Genomic DNA, 22,306 nt, shown 5'->3' with positions numbered 1-22,306 from the left:
ATTAGAATTACAAAACCTCTCCAATGAGAGGCTATTTATTAGAGTTTATTCCAAATCGAGTCGAAATCGTCCTCGATCAATTCTGAACCCGCTTGACCAAAATCACCTGTATCCGATTTTCCCACACCCACTGAACGGAACTGAAATTGGCTAAAACTACTGGTCGAAGCTAAGCGGCGGGTCAGTTGAAAACGACCGCTCATTTCGGTGTGCAATAACTCGATTTTATTTCCTGTGCGAAATGGAATTCGAGGCAACAGCAGTGTTGCCGGTTGGGCGATCGCTTTAATTTCGGGTAATACTAGAGCGCGCATACGCGGGCCATTAGAGCCGGTTTTTTGCAGTAAGCGTGCAACACCGACCTCTGCTTTAGGTGCCAGTAGTTCAACACCTAACTGGGTGCCTTGATCGCGTAAGTGACGAATCCAACGAATAATGCCAACAGACCATAGCCTTACGCCGTTTTCTTGGATGCCGATAAGCTCACCCGCTTGGATGCTGGCTGGAATATCACCATGCCAATGTAAGCAGTACCCGCCAGGGCTAGTGTTAACCAAATCAACTTCATGGGCGTGATACTTACCGGGAACTGGTGCAGATACACTGGCTTGTTCACCTTTATGCTTATTGATAAATTCAATAGCATCTAAACTCATTCCCGCATTTTCTGGCATGCGTACACTGCCGGCATCAAACGCATCAGCCCAAACATCATCTTGCACAGGTCGGCCAGTATCAACAGTGTTGATCCCGCTATCACCATCCATAGCGCTTGGTTTCATGGTTAGGATCAGTTGTTCGAACTCACGCTGCCCAGCGGTAAAGTAATGCAGTGCAGACAAACCTATACACAGCCTCAGGTTGCCTTGCGATGACGCTCTACGGAAAGACCGTTGCCAATGAATTCCCCAAGACTGGATTGCATGGGACAGCAAGGTATCGCTGAGCTTCCCTGGGATAGTAATCGTGTGTTTATCGTTAGGGTTGGCTGCCCAATATTTTAATGCTTGAACCAGTTGTGTCGTGTTTAAGCTGCGGTAGGACGGCTTTTGCGCATCGCGTAAATGCTGACGGTACTGGCCTGGACGATCACGATGTAAGTTAATGATAAATAAAGCACTTTCATCGTCAGCTGCTGTTAAATCAACGTGCTCAGCCCACAACTCGCTTGCATCATAGAGCAATGCGAGATCTTGCTGGCGCAAGTTGTTTGGTTTTGCCGTTCCGAGCAAGTGAGCGCGCATGAATACATCTTTAATGGATGATTCTGATAAAAAGCGCGTTTCTGGGTTGTCCATGCGGTAATCCGCAAGCTTGTGCATTTCAGCTAATAAATACAGCTGATTTATCTCCAGCCACGCTCGTTCAGGGGGCTGACAATAAAGTTGAAATGCGCGAAGAATGGTTTGGCTTGTGTCGGTAATAGCGCGATGAATTGCCTGAGTTACAACTTTATTCGGCTTTTCGGTTGGCGCTAGTCTGGTAAGACTATGTGCTACAACCATTTTATAACCAGTTGCCAAGTGGCCTTGCAGTGCCTGACTTAAATTCGCAATTTTCAACTGCTTGTCATTTAACGAAATAGAAGACTGTAAAAAATGCTTATTAAGTAACTCACAAACTGAATATATGTACGGGCGTACTATTTCTAAAATTTGATAACGGAGTGCCGGAGCCACGTCGAATTGATTTAATTCGCGTATGGCCAGATACAACCGACGTGACGCTTCTCCTGTATTGGCCATAGGTAATTCTTTGGCCCACTTAGATACACCGTCAGCTGTTGCTGAGCAAAATGTCAGTTGGCTGATAGTTGTTGTCGGTATATGTAGTTTTATCGGCGTATTCGGGCTTTCCATGCGTTCCTGCTAATAAAAAATACTATTGATAGTTCTGTATAGACCCGATGGCGTGATTTTTCCACCCCAGCAACGCAATTTAAACGCGTATTTACAGTAAATGGAACATTGCACAGAAAGAAGGTGTGACCGACCCCCCAATATTGGCCTGTTATGGCGGACATATTGGTGACTTGTTGGCCTTTCCGGATAACTCTCTGACTAGCTTGGGTACCAAATATCCGGGCAGTCGTGCTAGCAGTTCTCGATATAACTGCTGAGCTTCATGCTCTGGAACGTCAAAATGGTGCGCCCCTTTTACTGGGTCAAGCAAGTGAAGGTAATAAGGTACGACATTAAATTCAAACAGTAGCTCACTTAAATCAGAAAGAACTATGAGTTTATCGTTAATATTTCGTAGTAAAACGGCTTGATTGAGAATCAGTACGCCTGCAAGTCGTAATTCTTTGAACCGATCGCGATGTAATTCAGACAGCTCACTTGGGTGATTGATATGCATTACTACTGAGGTGCTTAATCGAGAATCACCTAAACGCCTTATCAATTCTGCCGTTAAGCGCTGAGGGATAACAACTGGTAGACGAGAATGAATGCGCAGGCGTTTTACGTGAGGAATATTTTCTATTTCGACAATTAATTCGAATAACGCTGAATCTCGTAGCATTAGCGGATCCCCGCCACTTAAAATAACTTCGGTAATGCTTTTGTTTTGTCGCACATAGTCTAGTGCTTCTTTCCATTCTTCGCGGCTAATACGATTATCTTCGTAGGCGAAGTGGCGACGAAAACAATAACGACAGTTGACCGCACAGCCAGAGGCTGCGAGAAGAAGCACGCGGCCATGATACTTGTGAATGATGCCGCGATTCACGTTGGCGTGTTTTTCCGCCAGCGGGTCGGTGATGTACCCATTAACGAGTTCAGTTTCTGCTGCGCGTGGTAGCACTTGTAGCAGCAGTGGATCATTGGGATCGCCAAGCTTCATTTGTTGAAGAAAAGGCTCGGGCACTAATATCGGGAAGTCGAGTGCCGCTCGTTGCTGTGCTGGCAGGTCCTCAGGGCTCAGATTCAGGCGGTCTAGCAGTTCATTGAGGTCCCGAATTGAGCTGGAAAGTATCTGGCGCCAGTCCCTCGGTTCGATTGAAGCGTCAGTTCGCGTTATGATACGCACCTTATTTTATATTCCTAAAGAAAGTGATTGGATATCGACATGGCAAATTATTCTACCAACGAATTCAAATCAGGTCTTAAAGTCATGTTAGACAACGAGCCCTGTTCGATTATCGAGAACGATTATGTGAAGCCAGGCAAGGGACAGGCCTTCAATCGAGTGAAGCTGCGTAATTTGCGCACTGGCCGTACCCTTGATAAGACGTTCAAGTCGGGTGATTCGTTGGAAGGCGCAGATGTTATCGAGTTGGATATGGAATATCTCTATAACGATGGCGAGTTCTGGCACTTTATGGCGACGGATGGTTCGTTCGAGCAACATGGCGCATCGGCTGAAGCCGTAGGTGATACGATTAAGTGGTTGAAAGAACAAGAAAAATACGTTGTTGTCTTATACAACGGTGCGATTTTGACCGTGGCACCACCAAATTTTATTGAGCTAGAGGTAACAGAAACCGACCCAGGTGTTAAAGGCGATACAGTACAAGGTGTCTACAAGCCAGCGACACTTTCAACCGGTGCCGTTGTTAAGGTGCCCTTATTTATTAATATTGGTGAAATGCTACGTATTGATACTCGCTCCGGCGAATACGTGAGCCGCGCTTAATTACAGGATATCGATTAAGATGACGCTCTGGCAGCCATCCGCTTCGCGTACAGCGCTGTTAGCGCGTCAGTCACTCTACCAGACGATTCGTCGATATTTTGCCGAACAAGGCGTCTTAGAAGTTGATACGCCGATTTTAGGTCAGGCACCTGTGTCAGATCCTAATATCGATGTGATGAGTATTGATCTTGTTCATACTGATACTCGGCGGTATCTACATACATCCCCAGAATACGCGATGAAACGCCTGTTATGTGCGGGCAGCGGCGATATTTATCAAATCTGTAAAGTGTTCCGTGCCGGAGAGGCAGGGCAGCGACATAATCCTGAATTTACTATGCTGGAATGGTATCGCCTTGGCTGGAGTCTTTCGCAGTTAATGGCTGAGGTCGCTACTATTGTGCAGCAAGCGTTAGAGATGCGTTGGCCGACGCTCCCAGTGCTACATCTGAGTTATGCTGAAGCCCTACGGCGCTTTGTCGATATTGATGTGCATAGGGCAACTGATAGCGAACTCGCTGCTATCGGTATTTCTTTGGCGGGCCAAGATTTAGGGCTTAGCCGAGATGGCTGGCTGGATATCATCATGAGTCATCAGGTTGAGCCTGCTTTACCCTCTGATATGCTTGTGTTTATTAATCATTTTCCCGCATCCCAAGCGGCCTTGGCGCAGATAACGACGAATGTTGATAGTGTTCCTGTAGCGCAACGCTTCGAGCTATTTTTCAATGGTACTGAGCTGGCCAATGGCTATTTTGAGCTCACTGATCCTGCCGAGCAGCGCCAGCGTTTTCAGCAAGAGCGGGAGCGCGGCACGCTCAATTTAGAGCGCCCGCTAGATGAAAACCTATTAGCAGCTTTGGCTTCGGGCTTGCCTAGTTGTGCTGGTGTAGCAATGGGATTGGATCGCCTACTGATGCATCAACAGCAGGCGAGTTCAATTGCAGAAGTCCTGAGTTTTGATTGGACGCGAGCTTAAATCTGCAGTTGCGACAGCCGCTTTGTTCAAATACTTATAGTGAGCCTAAACCAATACGACGATCATTTTTTGATTGCCACATAATAAATACTAATATAGGCCAGCTTAAAGCAGAGCTAATAACTTCAGTGAAAATGTAACTGTTTTCTACTTTCTGTCCGCGCAATCGTGCCAGTAAAGCGTCAAAGGTGTTGCCGCTCAGATTGGCAAAGTAAATAGCGTACAAATAAGCGTATATTTCTTTTACTTGTGCCTTAGAGTATACGGACTGCAAACGTGCTACTGCATCGCCTGATGGTCGTCCTTTGAATTCCGCGAAATGCTGTGCAAATAATATAGCGATTCCTTCTTGTTCGCCGCCCAATGGGTTGTCTGAGGATGCTAGTAAGGCATTCATTGCTTCAATATCGACACCATTTTTAAGCGCCAAGTGCGTGTGTGCCCATGCGCAATAACGACAATCATTTACCGATGTACAGGCTAGCATGACCTGTTCTCGTAACTGGCGAGAAGTCTTTGGTTTAATTAAAGCTGCCACAAGAATAGGCAGTCGTACAATCGCTTGGAATAGCATATTTAGGAACTGACCTAGCGTAAATACGCGCTTACGAAAAATGGGTTTCATGTATTGATTCCTGAGTTGTTATTTTGCTGTGTTAATATTTTTAGCGCTACGTGACGTGACCATGCAGAAATTGTCATTGATGGTGGAGTCCCGGGAGCTGCTGGCAAGGCACTCGCATCGGCAATAAATAAACCAGGGCTATCCCAAACCTCACCATTGCCATTAATAACGCCCTCATCTGGTGTGGCTGATAAACGTGCACCACCGAGTGGATGGACAGTTAGTGGATGGCGTTCGGTATAATAAATGGGTCGCTGACTGCGGCGTGCTATTTCGTCAAAATGGTGGCAGATACTTTTTAATATTGGATTATTTTGCCTTATGTAATGAATGTTTAGTTTGCCGTTATGCCACTCGACAACGCCATCGGCATTGTCAGAACCCATACCAACGACGACTAAGTCTTGTTTTAAACGTCGACGTAAAAAGTTGGGCATCGGTAAATTGCCGATACCATTTAATCCATAGCTCGTCAGGTCGACTGGTAATAAACCTGGTAATATTTCTATATCACCATTGCTATCGCGTAATGCAAAACGACCATGGCAGGGGATGCCTTGGGTGAAATCAGTTCCGGCTTCATTGACTGCCCAATATCCAGGTACATCACCATTGCCACCAAAGCCATGACCAAGATTCTTGAGCCCTGTTAGGCCGCCTAGTGCGCGACTACGAAATAATAATCGTAAGGTATTCAATGTACCTGCGGCTAATATGACGCGCTTAGCACTAAATTGTCGGATACGTTTAGCATTGTGATCCATCACCTCTAAACGATAGCCTTCATGAGTTTTCCAAATGCTTAAACATTCATGCAATGCCGCTATCTCCAATCCTTGTGCCTTTGCAGGAATCAACAGGATTCGATCAAGTGTTGCTTTCGCTCCATTCTCACTGCCGAAAAAACTATTATCACGATAATTTTCGGCATCGCCAATCATGGATACCGACATCGCAGGCTGCCCGGTTTTATCGTTAGCGATGAAGTGTGGTGACGAAGCAAAACGCTCGCCGGTAAAATTAGGTATTTTATCGTCGATGTTAGGCTCTTTTGCTCCCATGGTTGAAATCATCCACTGATAATGTTCTTCCATACTGGTGGCAGACAATTCGTTACTGCGGTGATTCCAATATTGATTATTAGCTGGGCGAGTATTCATTGCACTATAGACATGACTGCCGCCGCCAACGCCATTCGAGCAAACGACGGTCATTTCGCTGCCGAAATGAATATCAAACAGACCATGGCGGTTTAACCGTTTTCCTGTCCCCTTGATTTTTGAATAGCCAACGCGATGCAATAGATCTAAATAAGATGAATATCCTTTAGGTAAAGAGCTAGCGTTTTGTATTCCAGCAGCGCGGACAGCCGCGCTATCGCGCCAAGGGCCGCGCTCAATTAACAGAACGTTTTGTCCAGCACTCGATAGTGTACTCGCGGCAACAGAGCCGCCGAAACCACTACCAATAATTATGGTGTCATAGCTCAGTTTCATGCATTTTCTTCCAGCGTAAAATACAGCAAAGTCGAAAGGCCTTTGCGTGATTTTAAACGCATGCGGGCAAGCCAAGTACCTTCTCGCAATAATCTAGCTTCACCGCGTATACATTTAAGTAAAGCCATATTACGTTTGTGGTCATAATTTAGGCTAATGAAAGGCCGTCCTTTGTCGTCTTTCGTTTGGGCTACATGGTAATACCCAAAGGCGGTTGAACCCTTTTTTGAAAGTAAAATATTGGCGCCTTGCAGGGCATCGAATTTTTTGCCTTTCCAAGGATTAATCCAGGTGCTTAGCAGACGATAAACAATGGCATGAGCTGTGCGTGGCAACGCATTAAAACCTTTGATGGCGAATAAGGTGCCGTGAGTAACTCCTTGTAGTTGCGCATCCTCAGGACAGCACAAGGTATCAAAAAGCTCATCAAGTTCTGTTTGTTTATGGTGAAAAAAAGATTGGGCGATGTGCTTGTCTGGTGAATCGCCAGACGAGAGCGAAATGATTTTACTCATGTGATGGCCTCTTATAGTGATACGTCACTATAGAAAGCCTTAAACTCGCCGACAAACGATAAAAAGCGTCGAATCAGATTAGCTGTGCTTACTTGAATTCAAATCTGCTGCTAGAGTTGAGCCAGTTTCACCTTCAACCAGTCAATAAAGCTTCGAACGGTTGGATCAAATTTCCTTGCTGGAGAATACACCGCGTAGATGGCCTCCTCTAAAGGTCCTATCGGTGGATAGGGCGCCTCTAAACGTCCAGATTTAATAAGGTTGTTTTCTATGGGGGAGAGTGCTAAAGCGGCACCGAGTGATTCGGCCGCTTGAATCGCAGCAGGATAATCGTCAACGTAAAATACAGCGCCGGTAAAACTATTATTCTCATCGTTCTGGCTACCAGACTGTTCGAACCAGCGCTCCCAACTTTTTGGGCGGCCAGTCATTTCTACACGTGGAACATCGCAAATATTTTTGGAATTTTGCGTTAATTGATAGCGTTGGGTAAATCCGGGAGGACACACTACCTGTATACAAACATCGAGTAATTTTTCATGTTCAAGTTCATGCCATGGTGGAATGCCATAGCGTATAGCGATATCCGCAGTACCTTGTTGTAAATCGGCATAGCTTAATCCCGTTTCGATATGAAGTTCTAAGTCTGGATGCTGTTGTTTGAAATCATTTAAATTGGGAAAAACGACCTGATGTGCAACTGGGGGCATGACGCTAACGGTTAGCCTCTGCACTCCGTGTTGCTGGCGTAATTGAGTGGTTGCATCTCGCAAGTTATTCAATTGTTGATTAACGTTTTTCCAATATTCTGCACCCGCTGAGGTAAATAATAGTGATCTATTTTTACGTTCGAATAACGCTACGCCTAATTGAGATTCTAGTAACTGAATTTGTTGGCTAACCGCTGATGGCGTAACGCACAATTCTTCAGCTGCAAGTTTGAAACTCAGATGTTTTCCTGCTGCTTCAAACGTGCGCAGCAGGTTCAATGTTGGCAGTTTGTTTGTGCCTAACTGCCGAATCACGACGTTATTCCATCGTCATGGCGATGGCTTCACCCATACGTAGCGGAGTACCTGCTGTCTGAGTTTCCAACCAATGCATGGTATCTTTCGGGAAGCATAAAATTACAGTTGAACCCAATAGGAAGCGTCCCATTTCATCACCTTTTTCAATGGTAATGTTTTCTGGAATACCGTAGCGAGCTACACGTTTTTCGCGCTTTGGCGGAGTGACCAAGCCGTGCCATATGGTTTCAATCGCCGCCACAATCATAGCGCCGACTAATACCATAGCCATGGGGCCGCGGGCGGTATCGAAAATCGCGACAACGCGCTCGTTGCGGGCAAATAAACGTGGTACGTTTTCAGCCGTTGTCTGGTTTACCGAGAATAAATCCCCCGGTACATAAATCATTTCTCGCAGAGTGCCGGTGATCGGCATATGTACGCGATGATAATCCTTTGGTGATAAATAAATGGTTGCGAACTCACCCTCTTGAAAGGGTTGCGCGCGTTCTTCATCGCCACCAAGCAACTCCACTAGCGAGTAATCTTGGCCTTTAGCTTGAAATACACGCCCGGCTTTAATCGGACCTAATTGAGATACGGCACCGTCGGCAGGGGAGGTGATGACGTTGTCTTCTAGTGCAACAGTACGCGCGCCGGTGAGTAATTCGCGAGTAAAAAAGTCGTTGAAGCAGCTAAACTCTTCCGCGGTCTGGCGTTTTGCTTCAGCCATATTTACATCGTATTGCTTAATAAATGCACGAATTAATGGGTTTTTAATCCAGCTCACTTCACAACCGGCAAGCCAGCCGACGCAGCGAGAGAGTATGTGCTGTGGCAGCAAATGTTGGGTCGCGATAAATAATTTGTCGGTATTCACAGATAAGTCCTTATGGCTTTTTGCCAGTGGTCACTGGGGTCGTAGTATCACTTCCCCATTCAGCCCATGAGCCCGCATAGGCGCGCATAGTCAGACCTAAAATTTTCCCGACTAGATAAGTAAAGCCGGAGCGATGATGCGTTTGGCAGTGGGTGGCAATGGTCTTGGTTTTATCCAATCCCATTTCTGCCAACTGAGTTTTAAATGTGTTCAGCTCTTTGATACGGAGTGCGCGGGATTTATCCATACCCAATGTCCACTCGTAATTCACAGCACTAGGAATATGGCCTCCACGCGGTGAAATAGCTTTTTCGCCAGAGTATTCTGCCGGTGAGCGTGCATCCCAAATGGCAAATTTAGATGAGCCTAAAGCGGCTTTAATCTGCTCTTTGGTGATGGATACGGTCTGGTCAATGTGATCAACCACATACTCAGATGAAGTCGGTGTACTGGCACCTGATTCGGTCGGTAATTCAGCATCAAGCCAAGCGACAATACCGCCATTCAAATAGGAGTATTTTTTATGGCCAATACTATCCAACACCCAAATCAAGCGACCAGCCCAACCGCCACCTTCATCATCGCTGCATATGACGTGAGTTTCTGGCGTTAGTCCAAGTTCACTGAATACTGCCGTTAAATCGGCATTGGATGGCAGCGCGCCGGGCGTTGGTGCGATTCCTAACTGCAAGCGTGTGAAGTCGAGATGAATAGCACCCGGAATGTGGTGCTCTAAAAACGTCTCCGCTTTGCATTGATCAATAATCAACACGCCATCTAGCGGCAGTAATTCCGCTAGATCTTCGGGCTCTAATAATAATGGCAAGGTATGAGAGGACGATGTCGGCATGGTAAGTCGCTCTGATCAGAAAACCGCAAGTGTATCTGAGCGGCTGGCGTCTGTCAGGTTCCGGATGAGTGAACGATTTGTGTTACTTCTGGTTTGATCTGTTTACTTGTATTAGAACTCAATGCCGCAAGACTGCGACTTGTCATGGTACATAATTGCCTAAATGCCTCGTACTGCTCTGCTTTAATCATACCTTTACCTTGTTTATTGCAAGCTAGAACAATTCCGATAGGCGCATTGCCAGCCGAAATCGACATGATTGAAACTTGTAAAGGAATCAGCTCGGTAATGGCTGTTGGCATTCCTCTTAAATATTGTTCGCGATTCGATTCAGTTAAACGCAAACAGGCATTTTTTTTCAGCAATTGGCGGAACAGCGGCGCACTGTCCAGTGGAATTCTCACCTGAGCTAGCGCTCCCATTGCTTCAAAGTTTTCGCTGTACACCATGCGCAAGCGTTGGCGATCACGGTCGAGCAACATCACGCAGGCATGCCCTAGGCCGACGCCGCGACAAATCCCCTTGAGCACTCCCTGCATTAACAAATGCCAATCGCCAAAGCTATTAGGCTCTTGCTGCAGCTGCCGCATTAATTTCGCCAGAAAAGCTTGGCCATGATCGGCAGCTTCTGCTTTCCGTAATTTTGCTGGGGGTTGTTCTGGTACAACTGCAGATATTGCCTTGGTTGACGTCGGTTGTTTGGCTTCTGGATCAATATTCGACGTTGATACGTGGGTTATTCTGGGTTCTGCAATCGCCATAGAGGCCACTGATCTTATCGGTGTTTGAACAACGAGCGATGGCAACGCATAAATAGGATATTCGCGTCTCGTAGGCTGTGGGCTAGCGAGTAGCGATAAACCTGTTGCTAAGCCGCAGTTCTGTTGATGACTGATGTCTACTTGAGCACGGCGTGTGTCTTGTTGAACTTGTATTAGCGGTTTACCTAAGCCATGACTTGCAATTGCCAACCAACGTTCGGTGTGGCGACCTTGAGGTGCCATATGCAGATGCCAAGCCATAGAGCTTGCGAGCATAGCGGTCATCACCGGTGTTTGGCATTGATGGACGAGCGCCCTCTGTTTGCCGTCATCGCGTGGATCGTGGCGGCGCAACGATTGCCAGTCATGAGCGTTAGGCAAGGCTTCGTGACGGAATAAATCTAACGCCATACGCGGTAATTGATAACGTTTAGCAAGACGCTGCCAGTTGCGGCTATCTGCCCCGAATATTACTTCGGTAGCCGGTATTAAATCGTATCCTGTACTCACGTAATGCAACCAGTTGCGGGCATTGCCATGCAGTAGCAGCCAAGGCCAAAATACTGAGTGTGCCAGCATAGTACTCCACTGGGCATAACCCGGGGCACAGGTGCCTTTGTCTTTTGCCCATTGCGCAGCAAGATTCCCTGCAAGACAGGCGGTGGTTAACGCCTGCCGATATAGACGATCCCCTTCGTCTTCGCTGTTAGGGGCAACGACTTTCAAGTGTTTCACCAGCCGCACAAGTTCCTGCATACCCAATAGTGATAGGCAGCTCAAGGCCCCAGACAACTGATCTCTGCAATCTGGATTTTGTTGGGTGGCGACCTGCAATAGGTGCCAGCACAACGCAGGGTCTCGATCCACGACGAGGATCAAATCATCAAAGCTCACTTGTGGATTTTTCAGATGCAGGCGCAGCTGTTCGCGCGTTTCCTGCAAGATCGGAAAGTCCGTAAAAGCGAGAACTTCTTCCCATTGACCGGCGCTAGGGTGCGTAAAGGTAGTCTGTGTCATGTCCAAGTTTGTGCAACTGCTATTTGTGACCTTTACTTACTATAGTCGGCTTATGAATTTTGCTTGGACGGATGTGTGACAATTTCGTCACTGGTGTTACTAAACGTTTCTATATTGTCAGATTTTGCTGCAAGGATCCTATTGAATGCTGTTTATTGTGGGACTGTTGATTGTGTTCGGCAGTGTGCTTTATGGCTTTGTGATGTCACATGGTCAGTTGATGGCGCTGTGGCAACCTTTTGAAATCCTGATTATTTGTGGTGCGGCATTCGGTGCATTTGTTTTGTCGAATCCACTGCATGTGATTTTGGAATGCTTCCGTATGATGCCTCAGGTCATCATGGGTAGCCGTGTGAATAAAGCTATGTACATGGATGTGCTCGGCTTAATTTACGATATCCTTAATAAGGCTCGCCGCGAAGGTATTATGGCGATTGAGAGCGACGTTGAAAGCCCATCCTCCAGTGCCGTGTTCTCGCGCTATCCGGCCATCCAAGGTAATCAAGAACTATCGAATTTTATAGCCGATTATTTCCGTATTATTGCCGCAGGTAATTTGACCTCATTTGAGCTTGAGTCCTTGATGGATCAAGAAATCGAGGCACGCCTGCATGAGCTAGAGCAACCAGGAATGGCCGTGGGTAAAGTCGCTGATGCTTTGCCAGGTTTTGGTATTGTCGCTGCGGTGCTAGGTATCGTTATTACTATGGGCGCGATTGGCGGCGAAGTGAGTGAAATTGGTGGTCACGTTGCGGCAGCACTGGTTGGAACTTTTAGCGGTGTATTTCTCGCCTACGGTATGGTCGGCCCGATATCGGCAACCATGAGACATCTCGCCGAAGATGAAATTAAGCTCTATGAAGCGACCCGAGCGTGCATTATAGCTTCACTTAATGGATTGCCGCCGCAGCTTGCGGTTGAGTTTGGTCGAAAGTCGCTCTTCACTCATGGCCGCCCGAGTTTCGAAGAAGTAGAAAGTAAAGTGCGTGGACGCTAATGGAAAATCTTAGCCCCCATCAAAATATAATCGTTCGCCGTTATAAAAAAGGTAAGCACGAAGAGCACGGTGGGGCATGGAAAGTTGCCATGGCCGATTTTGCTTTGGCCATGATGGCGCTGTTTTTGGTGTTGTGGGTTATTAACTCGTCGAATGAGCAAGAGCGGGCAGCGATATCAGGTTATTTTCAAGATCCATTAGCGTTTGAAGAAGGTAATAAAGTCCCCTCTAAATACGTGATTGATCTCGGTGGTTCACCTTCCCAAGCCGATAATATTGCGGTTTCTGAGTCCATCGATCCTGAAAAAATACTGCAAGCAGATGAGATCGAAAGTCTCGCCGATGCGATTGAACAAAAACGCTTAGAAGAACTGAAAGTGAAAATAGAACAGCGTATTGATGCAAGCCCGACGCTGAGTCCATTTAAAAATCAGTTGCTGTTAGACATCACTACGGAAGGTCTACGTCTACAAATTGTTGATCAAACGAACCGACCTATGTTTGATCCTGGCAGCGCCAATTTAAAATATTATTCTGAAGATATCCTCTGGGAAATGGCCCCCATGCTGGCCACCTTAGATCATCGTTTATCCATTACTGGCCATACTGATTCGTCGCGTTTGGGCGGTCAGCGAGATGAGGATGATTTGAACTGGGGGCTATCGTCTTTGCGTGCCGATGCTGCACGACGAGCGCTGATGGAAGCCGGTGTGCCAAAAGAACAAATTGCCCAAGTAATCGGCATGGGCGATACCGCTCCTTTGATTCCCGATGATCCTTCGGCCTCGGTGAATCGGCGAATCGCCATTGTGATGCTTAACCGTATATCAGAGCACAACGTGCTTGAGCGTTCGGGTACTAAAACAGAAGTTGAATTTATCAACGATGGGCCGCCACCATCAACGGATGCGCGTAAGCCAGTGTTAAACAAAACGGGGAGTTTGCTGGAAAAATTGCAACAAGAGCGCGAGCGAGTAGACAATAGCTACGATAACCCACCGAACAAAGGTGAAGTGTTTTGGTGAGTTATTTATGCCGTTAAAGAGTAACAAAAAAGGGAGCTAGGCTCCCTTTTTTGTTGGCGACACTTCTCGCGCTTGTTTAAAGCTCGGTTAGAGTTTGCAAAATACGTCGGTAGCTTTGGAAGCGAGCTTCGCTAATACGTCCGGCTTTTAAAGCTCCGAGCATAGCGCAACCCGGTTCTTTTTCGTGTTTGCAATCGCGGAACTTGCAATAACCGGCTTCAGGGCGAATTTCGCGAAAGCCATACAGCACTTCTTCGGGTGACATATGCCACAAACCGAACTCACGAATTCCTGGTGAGTCGATCAAATCACCACCTGCGGGGAAGTGATACAGACGCGCTGTGGTGGTCGTATGTTTACCCTTGCGAGTGTTTTCTGACAGCGCACCAACGCGCAGTTCTTCGCCGGGTAACAATGTTCCAATCAGCGACGATTTACCAACCCCCGATTGGCCAACGAACACACTAATACGTCCGTTTAAGAACTCTTTAAGTTCGCCCAAACTACTGTCATCGTGACTGCACACACGCAGCGTGCGATAGCCTAACTTTTCATAGCTAGCGAGCAAAGACGCATAACGTGGGCGCGTTTCTTCGGTTAATAAATCGATTTTGTTGAACAGGATTATCGGTTCAATTTCACAGTTTTCGGCGGCCACCAAATAGCGGTCGATCAAATTCGCATGAGCTTCCGGCTCAGGCGCGACCACCAAGACAATGAAGTCGATATTGGCGGCAACGGGTTTGATTTCGTTGTAGGGGTTTGGGCGTGATAACTCTGTTGTGCGCGGTAATACCATTTCGACCACACCGGTTTTAACGCCTTGGTTATCGGCGCCGGGGCGGAAGACCACACGATCACCGGTTACCAGTGAACCGAGGTTGGCGCGTAAAAAACAGCGGTAACGGTCTTGAGATTGCTTATCTTCGACCTCGACTTGGCTACCAAAATGCGCCATCACTTGGCCTTCGGATTCGTCGCCCAATTCTCCGGCAGTCAACTGCTCCGCAATGACATCTTCTTTTTGCGTGGCGCGTTTGGCTTTTTCTTGCTGAATTTTCTCGACACGCCAAGCTTGGCGCTTATTCAGTTTGCGTTTTGACATGCGAATGCGTTACCGGATTTAAGACGTTTGCCATTGTCCGCGTTGGCCGTGCATTACACAAGTTGCTAGACTGCTCATATTTCCCAATGAGTAACCGTTATGAGCCAAAGCGACAACCTAGTGTGGATGGATCTAGAAATGACCGGCCTAGAGCCAGAGCGTGACGTCATTATCGAAATTGCTACCATAGTCACCGATGGCGATCTCAACATAATCGCCGAAGGCCCAGTATTCGCGGTTCATCAGCCAGATATCCTGCTGGATGGTATGGATGAGTGGAACACTCGCACTCATGGCAACTCAGGGCTAACCCAGCGCGTACGTGATAGCAAAACCAACGCCCGCGCTGCAGAATTGGCCACGTTAGAGTTTTTACGCGAACATGTAAAAGCTGGCGCATCGCCTTTGTGTGGCAACAGCATTCACCAAGATCGTCGTTTCTTAGTGAAATATATGCCCGAATTAGAAGCATTTATGCACTACCGCAATGTCGACGTTAGCACCCTGAAAGAACTGGCCAAGCGTTGGAAGCCAGCGGTGGTATCGTCGTTCGAGAAAAAGGGCACGCATCAGGCATTGGATGATATTCGTGAGTCGATTGCTGAGATGCAGCATTATCGTCAGCATTTTTTGGCGGTGTAGGTTGGTAGCTGCTGGCTCGGTTTACGGCCTTATCCTCAAGCGGGAAACAAAAGCCACCAATTGATATCCGCAACGCTGCATTAAATTGAAAGGTATGTTTTTGTAGGAGGTACTCAGGGAGCGCTAGCGAGCAGTGCCGAATTACAATGAAAAGCCACTATCGGGAGTACGAACAAAAAGCGTTCGTTGACTCCCTCCTACAAACACAAAGCAATTCGAATCCAGTGTTCTACAACTTAACCTTGCCTTAACGCCCATTCAATATGCTCATCCACCAATGCAGACTCCCCCAGCCTAGCCCGCAGGGCTTGTTCAATTTCGATACTCTTTGGCGCATTCCCTAAGGCCACGGCGATGTTACGCCGCCAGTTTTCATAGCCTGTGCGGCGTATTGGCATGCCTTCCGTTTTGCTTAAAAACTCAGCTTCGTCCCATGCCCACAACTCCAGCAAGGTGGCTTTGTCGAGTTGATGGCGGGGAGTGAAGTCGGTTTCGCTGGTGGCTTTGCTAAAGCGGTTCCACGGGCAACCAATTTGGCAGTCGTCGCAGCCGAAAATGCGGTTGCCCATGCCAGTTCTCAGGCCTTCGGGAATCGGACCATTGAGCTCAATAGTAAGGTAGGAGATGCAGCGTCGAGCATCGAGTACGTGCGCACCCACAAAAGCTTGGGTGGGGCAGATGTCTAAGCAGGAGGTGCAGCGTCCGCAGTGGTCGGATTCTGGATTATTATCCGCCGGTAACGGCAGGTCAGTGAGGATTTCACCTAAGAAAAAATACGATCCAGCTTTGCGGTTAATCAGCATGGTATTTTTGCCAATCCAGCCTAGCCCCGCTTGTTCTGCTAACGCCCGTTCGAGAACGGGTGCGCTATCAACAAAGGCTCTAAAGCCAAGTTGGCCGGCGGCTTGTTCAATGCGTTTGCCCAGTTCCGTTAAGCGTTTGCGAATCAGTTTGTGATAGTCACGCCCCAGAGCATAACGCGATACATAGGCTTTATTCGGGTCGCCTAGCTGCTCGCGCATATTGCCGTCAGGGGGCAGGTAATCCATGCGCACACTGATGACACTCAGCGTTCCGGGTAATAGCTCCGCTGGGCGTGAGCGCATATTCCCGTGGCTGGTCATGTAGTCCATCTCTCCGTGGTAGCCTTGTTCAAGCCAATGCTGCAATAAGTCTTCATGCTTGCCTAGCTCCACGCCTGCTATCCCAGCTTGCTGAAAGCCAAGTTCACTGGCCCACAGGCGAATATCGTCACGTAAACGCGTTAACTGTTCGGCGGTTAAGGGTGTGGTGGCGGTTTGATTCATGCAGTTTGATTCACGTCGAAAGAAGCTGTCGTTGCCATTAACTCCTTATGGCGTGGGACTTAGCGGCGGCTTCCTATATAATTTCGTCCAATGTACCACATTCAGAGACTTTCATTGTCTCAGTATCCTCGACTTACTATGGCAGACACCTTGCGATGAACCGACCGTTTTCAGCCAAAGACCACTTGCCCGCGCAGTTGTTCAGTGTGGCGCAAATCCGTGAGTTGGATCGCCTGACGATAGCAGCTCAGGGGGATGATGGTTTTATTTTGATGCATGAAGCGGCAACGTCGGCTTTGTCGGTATTGCAGCACCACTGGGTCGATGCCAGAAAGCTTACTGTTATCGCCGGCCCTGGTAACAACGGCGGTGATGCATTTATTTTAGCGGCATTGGCATTTGAGTGTGGTATTCGGGTGCGTGTTTTTACGGTTGGCGATTTAACCAAGCAAACGTTGGCCGCGCAAAAAGCTCTAAATATGGCCGTGCAAACCGGTATTTCGATTGAGCGTTTGAGCCCAGCGAGTGATCTCAACGGCGATGTGCTGGTCGACGGTTTATTGGGCACAGGACTAAGCAGTGAGCCACGTGATGAGTTTGCACAGGCTATAGCTGCAATTAATTGCGCTGATGTGCCAGTTTTTGCCTTAGATGTACCTTCGGGTTTGAATGCCGATTCGGGTGTCGTTTATGGTCCTGTCGTGAATGCCGATGTCACCGTTACGTTTATTGGTGTTAAGCGCGGTTTACTAACGGCCTCCGGCCCTGACGTTTGTGGCGCACTTGAGTTGGCCGAATTGTCGGTTGTTGATAGTGCGCACACGAAAACTGTTGCTGATGCGGAACGAATTAGTTGGGCTCGTTTAAATGACGAAAAGCGAGGCTTAGCACCGCGTCGCGGTAATGCTCACAAAGGTAATTTTGGCCATGTGTTAGTTATTGGCGGTGAATCGGGTTTTGGCGGTGCTGCCATGATGGCGGTCGAAGCGGCGGGGCGCATTGGAGCGGGCTTAGTTAGCTGTGCGACACGACCTGAACACGTGCCAGCCCTATTAACACGCCGCCCAGAGGTCATGGCCTTAGGCGTAAATTCTGGTTTAGAGCTTGCACCGGCTATTCAGCGCGCGACCGTATTGGCTATCGGCCCCGGACTCGGCCAAACCAGTTGGTCGGAGCTGTTATTGCAACAGGTGTTAGGTGCTCAGCAGCCGGTGGTACTCGATGCCGATGCGCTGAATTTATTGGCTTCCCCTGGTTGGCATTGTGAATTTAGCGAACGTGTTGCGGTATTAACTCCGCATCCCGGTGAGGCTGCTCGCATGCTCGGCATGACAGTCGCTGAAGTTCAAACTGATCGTTTTGCCAGTGCGCGGCTACTTGCTCAGCGTTACCAAGCGGTTGTTGTATTAAAAGGGCAAGGCTCTTTAATTGCTGATCCTAGCGGTCGTGTTGCCCTTTGCACCGATGGTAATCCGGGAATGAGTTGCGGTGGTATGGGCGATGTTCTTACTGGAGTTATTGCAGCTTTGTTAGCACAGGGGTTAAATGCTTGGGATGCCGCCTGTTTAGGTGTTTGTTGTCACAGTGCAGCAGCCGATGTAGCCGTTGCTGATGCCGGAGTTCGCGGTTTGTTAGCAACGGATTTAGTGCCGATATTACGAGAGTTGATAAACTAATGGCTATTCGAGTCGTAGGTGAAGAGGGCATGTTGCGCTTTGCTGCAGGCTGCGCCTCTATTTTGAAGCAAGGTGGCATTGTCTTTTTAGAAGGAACTTTAGGTGCTGGTAAAACGACGTTCAGTCGTGGCTTGATTCAGGCGCTGGGTCACCAAGGTGCAGTCAAAAGTCCGACTTACACTCTGGTTGAAGAGTATCAGTTTGCTGATGCCCAAGTGAACCATTTCGATCTCTACCGACTCGGAGATCCAGAAGAGTTAGAGTACATGGGTATTCGCGAATACCTAGGATCTGACATACTGAATCTCATTGAGTGGGCTGACAAAGGCATGGGTGTGCTGCCGTCCCCCGATTTAGTGTTGGAAATCACCGGTGGCGGAGATTCTCGCTTGTTGGAATGGCACGCTCGTAGTGAGCGCGGACAACAGTGGTTGGCGCCGCTATCCATATTGGCTGCGGACTATGCCAGTGTGGCGATTAGCCAATAATTATGGTTGAAAAGATGTTGCGTGAGAGCGTATGAAACAGGAGCACGACAACGCATGAGAGCGCTACTCATTGCCATACTATTGGGTACGACAGTGATTTCAGCCTATGCGGATGTGAAAGACATTCGGGTATGGCAGTCGCCAGACAGTACACGTTTGGTTTTTGACCTCTCTGAGCCTACAGAGTATCGGATTTTTGATCTGCCGAATCCTTACCGGATCGTGATTGATCTTAACGATGCCGATATGAAGAAAGATCCTGATCAAGTTGATATCCATTCGACAGCGGTGAAAAGTATCCGTAAAGGCAAGCGCAATAGTAAAGACCTACGCATTGTCATTGATGTGAATGAAGCGCTAGAGCCGTCGAGTCAAATATTACCGCCCAACGATACCTACCCGAATCATCGTTTAGTGGTGGATTTAAAGCCTAAAGAAACCGCGCAAGTGGTTGCGCCGATCAAGCGTGCGGAATCTCTCGATGCCGTGAAGCGTAATATTATTATTGCTATTGATGCTGGGCACGGCGGTGAAGCCCCTGGAGCGATAGGGCATGGCCGAACAAAAGAAAAAGAAGTGGTCTTGTCCATTGCCAAAGAGCTACAGGCACTGTTAAACGACGAAACGGGCTTTCAGCCCTTTATGGTTCGTACCGGTGATTATTATATTGGTTTGCGCGAGCGTACCGAAAAAGCGCGTAAAGCCAACGCCGACTTCTTTGTTTCTATTCATGCCGATGCGTTTAAAATCCCTCAAGCCAGTGGTAGCTCGGTATTTATTTTATCGGATCGTGGAGAGTCGAGTGAAACTGCTCGCTGGCTAGCCGACAAAGAAAATAAATCGGATTTAATTGGTGGTCTCAGCCTTGAAGGTCGTGAAGATCACTTAGCCATGACCTTGCTTGATTTATCTATGACTCATAAGCGCGATGCGAGTGCCCGAGCTGGGCGCAGTATCCTGTCGCAAATGGGTGCTATTACCAAACTGCATAAACCGGGCGTAGAAGAAGCGGCCTTTGTGGTGCTAAAAGCGCCTGATATTCCTGCGCTGTTAGTTGAGACGGGTTTTATTTCGAATCCTGGAGAGTCGAAAAAACTCGCCGACCGTAATTTCCAAAAGCGCATGGCTAAGGCAATTTTTACCGGTATTAAACAGTATTTCGAAACCTATCCGCCGACAGGTACTTTACTGGCGGCAAAACGCAACGCAGCGAGTCAGTTTGTTTCTTACACCATTCGCCCGGGTGATACGCTGTCTGAATTGGCCTCCCGTAGCGGTATGGATATTCAAGAATTACGTCAGCTTAACGGCCTCAGCAGTGATCAGCTAAAAATCGGCCAACGCATCAAAATTCCCAGTTCGTGAACAGGCATTTTAGCCCAGTTCACCGACGCCAACAGGACACGTAAGACTGACTATGAGTCGAATTCATTTACTTTCGCCGCGACTGGCGAACCAAATTGCAGCCGGCGAAGTGGTCGAGCGGCCAGCCAACATTGTGAAAGAGTTGGTTGAAAATGCTCTGGATGCTGGCGCGCGTCACATTGATATAGAGGCGGAGCAGGGCGGTATTAAATTATTGCGCATTCGTGATGATGGCTGCGGTATTGATAAAGACGATTTAGCCTTGTCTTTGAGTCGCCATGCCACCAGTAAAATCACAACCTTAGATGATTTAGAAGCGGTGGGTAGTTTAGGTTTTCGTGGCGAGGCGCTAGCCAGTATCAGTTCGGTTACTCGTTTAACCTTAACCTCGCACGAGCAATCGGCTGATACTGCGTGGCAAGTGAGTGCTGAGGGGCGAGACATGGTTGCCAATGTTAGCCCAGCAGCCCATCCCGTTGGCACCACAGTGGAAGTACGCGACTTATTTTTTAACACTCCCGCGCGGCGTAAATTTTTACGCACCGAAAAAACCGAATTTTCGCATCTGGAAGAATACGTAAAACGGCTCGCATTAAGCCGTTATGATGTTGCTTTTAGCTTGCGCCATAACCAGCGTACGATTCATTCATTGCGTCCTGCCGCGCGGCCAATTGATCGCGAAAAGCGTGTTGCTGCGTTATTAAGTCCACAATTTATTGATAGCTCAGTGCATATTGAGGCCGAAGCTGCGGGGTTGCAATTACAAGGCTGGGTTGGCTTGCCGACCTTCTCACGTTCACAAGGCGACATGCAGTATTTTTTCGTGAATGGCCGTGTGGTTCGCGATAAATTGGTTGTGCATGCCATTAAACAAGCCTACCGGGATGTGCTGTATCACGGTCGTCATCCCGCGTTTGTGTTGTATTTATCGCTCGATCCTAAGCTGGTGGACGTTAACGTACACCCAACCAAGCACGAAGTACGTTTTCGTGACGGTCGCTTAGTGCATGATTTCCTCTTCCGTACTTTACATAAAGCCTTAGGGGATGTGCGCCCAGATAATCAACCCAACGGCTCATCGCCAAGTGAGTTAGCGGGTGGCTTAACATCTAGTGCTATGCCTGTAAGTGGTGCCGCAGCGGGAGAATTTAGCGAGCAAACACGGCTTGATTGGCAGCCGAATCAACAAGCAGGGCTAAGTTCTTCAGCAACACCTCTATGGTCGTCAGCACCAAGCAACTTCGCCAATCAAGCGCCTGCGCGCGCCGATATCGCCGAACAAATGAATGTTTACGGCGCAATGAATCGTACTGCCTTGCCAGAATCACCCAGCGCCGATATGCCGCCACTTGGCTTTGCTATTGCGCAGCTGCACGGCATTTATATTTTGGCGCAAAACGCAGGCGGTTTAGTGGTGGTGGATATGCACGCAGCCCACGAGCGCATTACCTACGAGCGTTTAAAAATCGCTGTTGATCAGCAAGGTGTGCAAAGCCAGCCATTATTGGTGCCGGTAAATTTAAGCGTGAGCGAACGCGAAGCGGATACCGCCGAACAATTTGCCGAACAATTTCGTACTTTAGGGGTTGAATTGGCCCGTGTTGGCCCAGAGAGTTTACTGGTGCGCCAAATTCCAGTGCTGTTGCAACAAGCGGAAGTGCCTCAACTGATTACTGATATGTTGGGCGATTTAATTGAACACGGCAGCTCGGATCGCTTTCTAGCTCATCGTAATGAGTTGCTCGGCACGATGGCGTGTCACGGCTCGGTACGTGCTAATCGTCGTTTAACCATACCTGAGATGAATGGCTTATTGCGCGATATGGAAGCGACGGAGCGTAGTGGTCAGTGTAATCATGGTCGACCAACGTGGACGCAAATGACCATGCCAGAACTTGATAAGTTATTTTTAAGGGGACGCTAAGCGTGTCTAAC

General features: G+C 48.1%; 20 protein-coding genes. 9 read left to right on the top strand and 11 right to left on the bottom strand.

Annotated elements, in window-relative coordinates:
* Positions 1-38 precede the first annotated feature (38 nt).
* Both UXZ23_RS10755 and epmB read right to left on the bottom strand, forming a co-directional pair.
* Complete coding sequence (locus UXZ23_RS10755; RefSeq protein ID WP_320820578.1) at positions 39-1,859, bottom strand: hypothetical protein; 1,821 nt, start codon at positions 1,857-1,859, stop codon at positions 39-41.
* Positions 1,860-2,010: 151 nt separating this feature from the next.
* Entirely contained in the window at positions 2,011-3,030 is a 1,020-nt protein-coding gene (epmB, locus tag UXZ23_RS10750; RefSeq protein ID WP_320820577.1) for an EF-P beta-lysylation protein EpmB, read from the bottom strand.
* A 39-nt stretch (positions 3,031-3,069) separates the two neighbouring features.
* Here epmB and efp point away from each other — a divergent pair, with 39 nt between their 5' ends.
* A complete protein-coding gene (gene efp, locus UXZ23_RS10745; protein ID WP_320820576.1) occupies positions 3,070-3,636 on the top strand; it encodes an elongation factor P in 567 nt (188 codons plus the stop codon).
* A gap of 19 nt (positions 3,637-3,655) precedes the next feature.
* Positions 3,656-4,615, top strand: a complete 960-nt coding sequence (gene epmA, locus UXZ23_RS10740; RefSeq protein WP_320820575.1) for an EF-P lysine aminoacylase EpmA — start codon at positions 3,656-3,658, stop codon at positions 4,613-4,615.
* A 34-nt stretch (positions 4,616-4,649) separates the two neighbouring features.
* Here the strand turns inward: epmA and UXZ23_RS10735 are convergent, their stop codons facing one another.
* The 7 genes from UXZ23_RS10735 to UXZ23_RS10705 form a co-directional block, all read right to left on the bottom strand.
* On the bottom strand, positions 4,650-5,240 hold the full coding sequence (locus UXZ23_RS10735; RefSeq protein ID WP_320820574.1) for a carboxymuconolactone decarboxylase family protein: 591 nt from the start codon (positions 5,238-5,240) through the stop codon (positions 4,650-4,652).
* Complete coding sequence (locus UXZ23_RS10730; RefSeq protein ID WP_320820573.1) at positions 5,237-6,736, bottom strand: GMC oxidoreductase; 1,500 nt, start codon at positions 6,734-6,736, stop codon at positions 5,237-5,239. Before UXZ23_RS10730 ends, UXZ23_RS10735 begins: the two co-directional genes overlap by 4 nt.
* Positions 6,733-7,251: a hypothetical protein gene (locus UXZ23_RS10725; protein WP_320820572.1), complete on the bottom strand. Its 519-nt coding sequence runs from the start codon at positions 7,249-7,251 to the stop codon at positions 6,733-6,735. Before UXZ23_RS10725 ends, UXZ23_RS10730 begins: the two co-directional genes overlap by 4 nt.
* Positions 7,252-7,361: 110 nt before the next feature.
* Positions 7,362-8,276, bottom strand: coding sequence for a LysR substrate-binding domain-containing protein (locus UXZ23_RS10720; RefSeq protein ID WP_320820571.1), 915 nt, complete (start codon positions 8,274-8,276; stop codon positions 7,362-7,364).
* 4 nt (positions 8,277-8,280) lie between these two features.
* Positions 8,281-9,138, bottom strand: a complete 858-nt coding sequence (asd, locus tag UXZ23_RS10715; RefSeq protein WP_320820570.1) for an archaetidylserine decarboxylase — start codon at positions 9,136-9,138, stop codon at positions 8,281-8,283.
* 10 nt (positions 9,139-9,148) lie between these two features.
* Positions 9,149-9,988, bottom strand: a complete 840-nt coding sequence (locus UXZ23_RS10710; protein ID WP_320820569.1) for a sulfurtransferase — start codon at positions 9,986-9,988, stop codon at positions 9,149-9,151.
* A 53-nt stretch (positions 9,989-10,041) separates the two neighbouring features.
* Complete coding sequence (locus tag UXZ23_RS10705; RefSeq protein ID WP_320820568.1) at positions 10,042-11,766, bottom strand: HDOD domain-containing protein; 1,725 nt, start codon at positions 11,764-11,766, stop codon at positions 10,042-10,044.
* A 145-nt stretch (positions 11,767-11,911) separates the two neighbouring features.
* Between UXZ23_RS10705 and motA the strand changes: the two genes are divergently transcribed.
* The gene (motA, locus tag UXZ23_RS10700) at positions 11,912-12,763 is read left to right on the top strand and encodes a flagellar motor stator protein MotA (RefSeq protein WP_320820567.1); all 852 of its coding nucleotides are present in this window, start codon (positions 11,912-11,914) and stop codon (positions 12,761-12,763) included.
* Positions 12,763-13,788, top strand: a complete 1,026-nt coding sequence (gene motB / locus UXZ23_RS10695; protein ID WP_320820566.1) for a flagellar motor protein MotB — start codon at positions 12,763-12,765, stop codon at positions 13,786-13,788. The genes motA and motB overlap by 1 nt, the downstream gene beginning before the upstream one ends.
* Positions 13,789-13,864: 76 nt before the next feature.
* Here the strand turns inward: motB and rsgA are convergent, their stop codons facing one another.
* Positions 13,865-14,893: a small ribosomal subunit biogenesis GTPase RsgA gene (gene rsgA, locus UXZ23_RS10690; protein ID WP_320820565.1), complete on the bottom strand. Its 1,029-nt coding sequence runs from the start codon at positions 14,891-14,893 to the stop codon at positions 13,865-13,867.
* A gap of 99 nt (positions 14,894-14,992) precedes the next feature.
* On the opposite strand from rsgA, the gene orn reads away from it, so the two are divergent.
* Positions 14,993-15,535, top strand: coding sequence for an oligoribonuclease (gene orn / locus UXZ23_RS10685; RefSeq protein ID WP_320820564.1), 543 nt, complete (start codon positions 14,993-14,995; stop codon positions 15,533-15,535).
* A gap of 236 nt (positions 15,536-15,771) precedes the next feature.
* Here orn and queG read toward each other — a convergent pair whose 3' ends face one another.
* Positions 15,772-16,842, bottom strand: coding sequence for a tRNA epoxyqueuosine(34) reductase QueG (queG, locus tag UXZ23_RS10680; protein WP_320820563.1), 1,071 nt, complete (start codon positions 16,840-16,842; stop codon positions 15,772-15,774).
* Between the two features lie 155 nt (positions 16,843-16,997).
* On the opposite strand from queG, the gene UXZ23_RS10675 reads away from it, so the two are divergent.
* The 4 genes from UXZ23_RS10675 to mutL are packed head-to-tail and all read left to right on the top strand — an operon-like array spanning position 16,998 to position 22,295.
* Positions 16,998-18,518 (top strand): NAD(P)H-hydrate dehydratase, encoded by a 1,521-nt coding sequence (locus UXZ23_RS10675; protein ID WP_320820562.1) that lies wholly within the window; start codon positions 16,998-17,000, stop codon positions 18,516-18,518.
* The gene (gene tsaE, locus UXZ23_RS10670) at positions 18,518-19,006 is read left to right on the top strand and encodes a tRNA (adenosine(37)-N6)-threonylcarbamoyltransferase complex ATPase subunit type 1 TsaE (protein ID WP_320820561.1); all 489 of its coding nucleotides are present in this window, start codon (positions 18,518-18,520) and stop codon (positions 19,004-19,006) included. The genes UXZ23_RS10675 and tsaE overlap by 1 nt, the downstream gene beginning before the upstream one ends.
* Positions 19,007-19,060: 54 nt before the next feature.
* Positions 19,061-20,371, top strand: coding sequence for an N-acetylmuramoyl-L-alanine amidase (locus UXZ23_RS10665; protein WP_320820560.1), 1,311 nt, complete (start codon positions 19,061-19,063; stop codon positions 20,369-20,371).
* Between the two features lie 52 nt (positions 20,372-20,423).
* On the top strand, positions 20,424-22,295 hold the full coding sequence (gene mutL, locus UXZ23_RS10660; protein WP_320820559.1) for a DNA mismatch repair endonuclease MutL: 1,872 nt from the start codon (positions 20,424-20,426) through the stop codon (positions 22,293-22,295).
* Positions 22,296-22,306 lie beyond the last annotated feature (11 nt).

The sequence above is a fragment of the Thalassolituus sp. genome, from assembly GCF_034111725.1.
Lineage (GTDB): Bacteria > Pseudomonadota > Gammaproteobacteria > Pseudomonadales > Oceanobacteraceae > Thalassolituus.
This window is presented reverse-complemented; position numbering and strand designations above follow the sequence as displayed.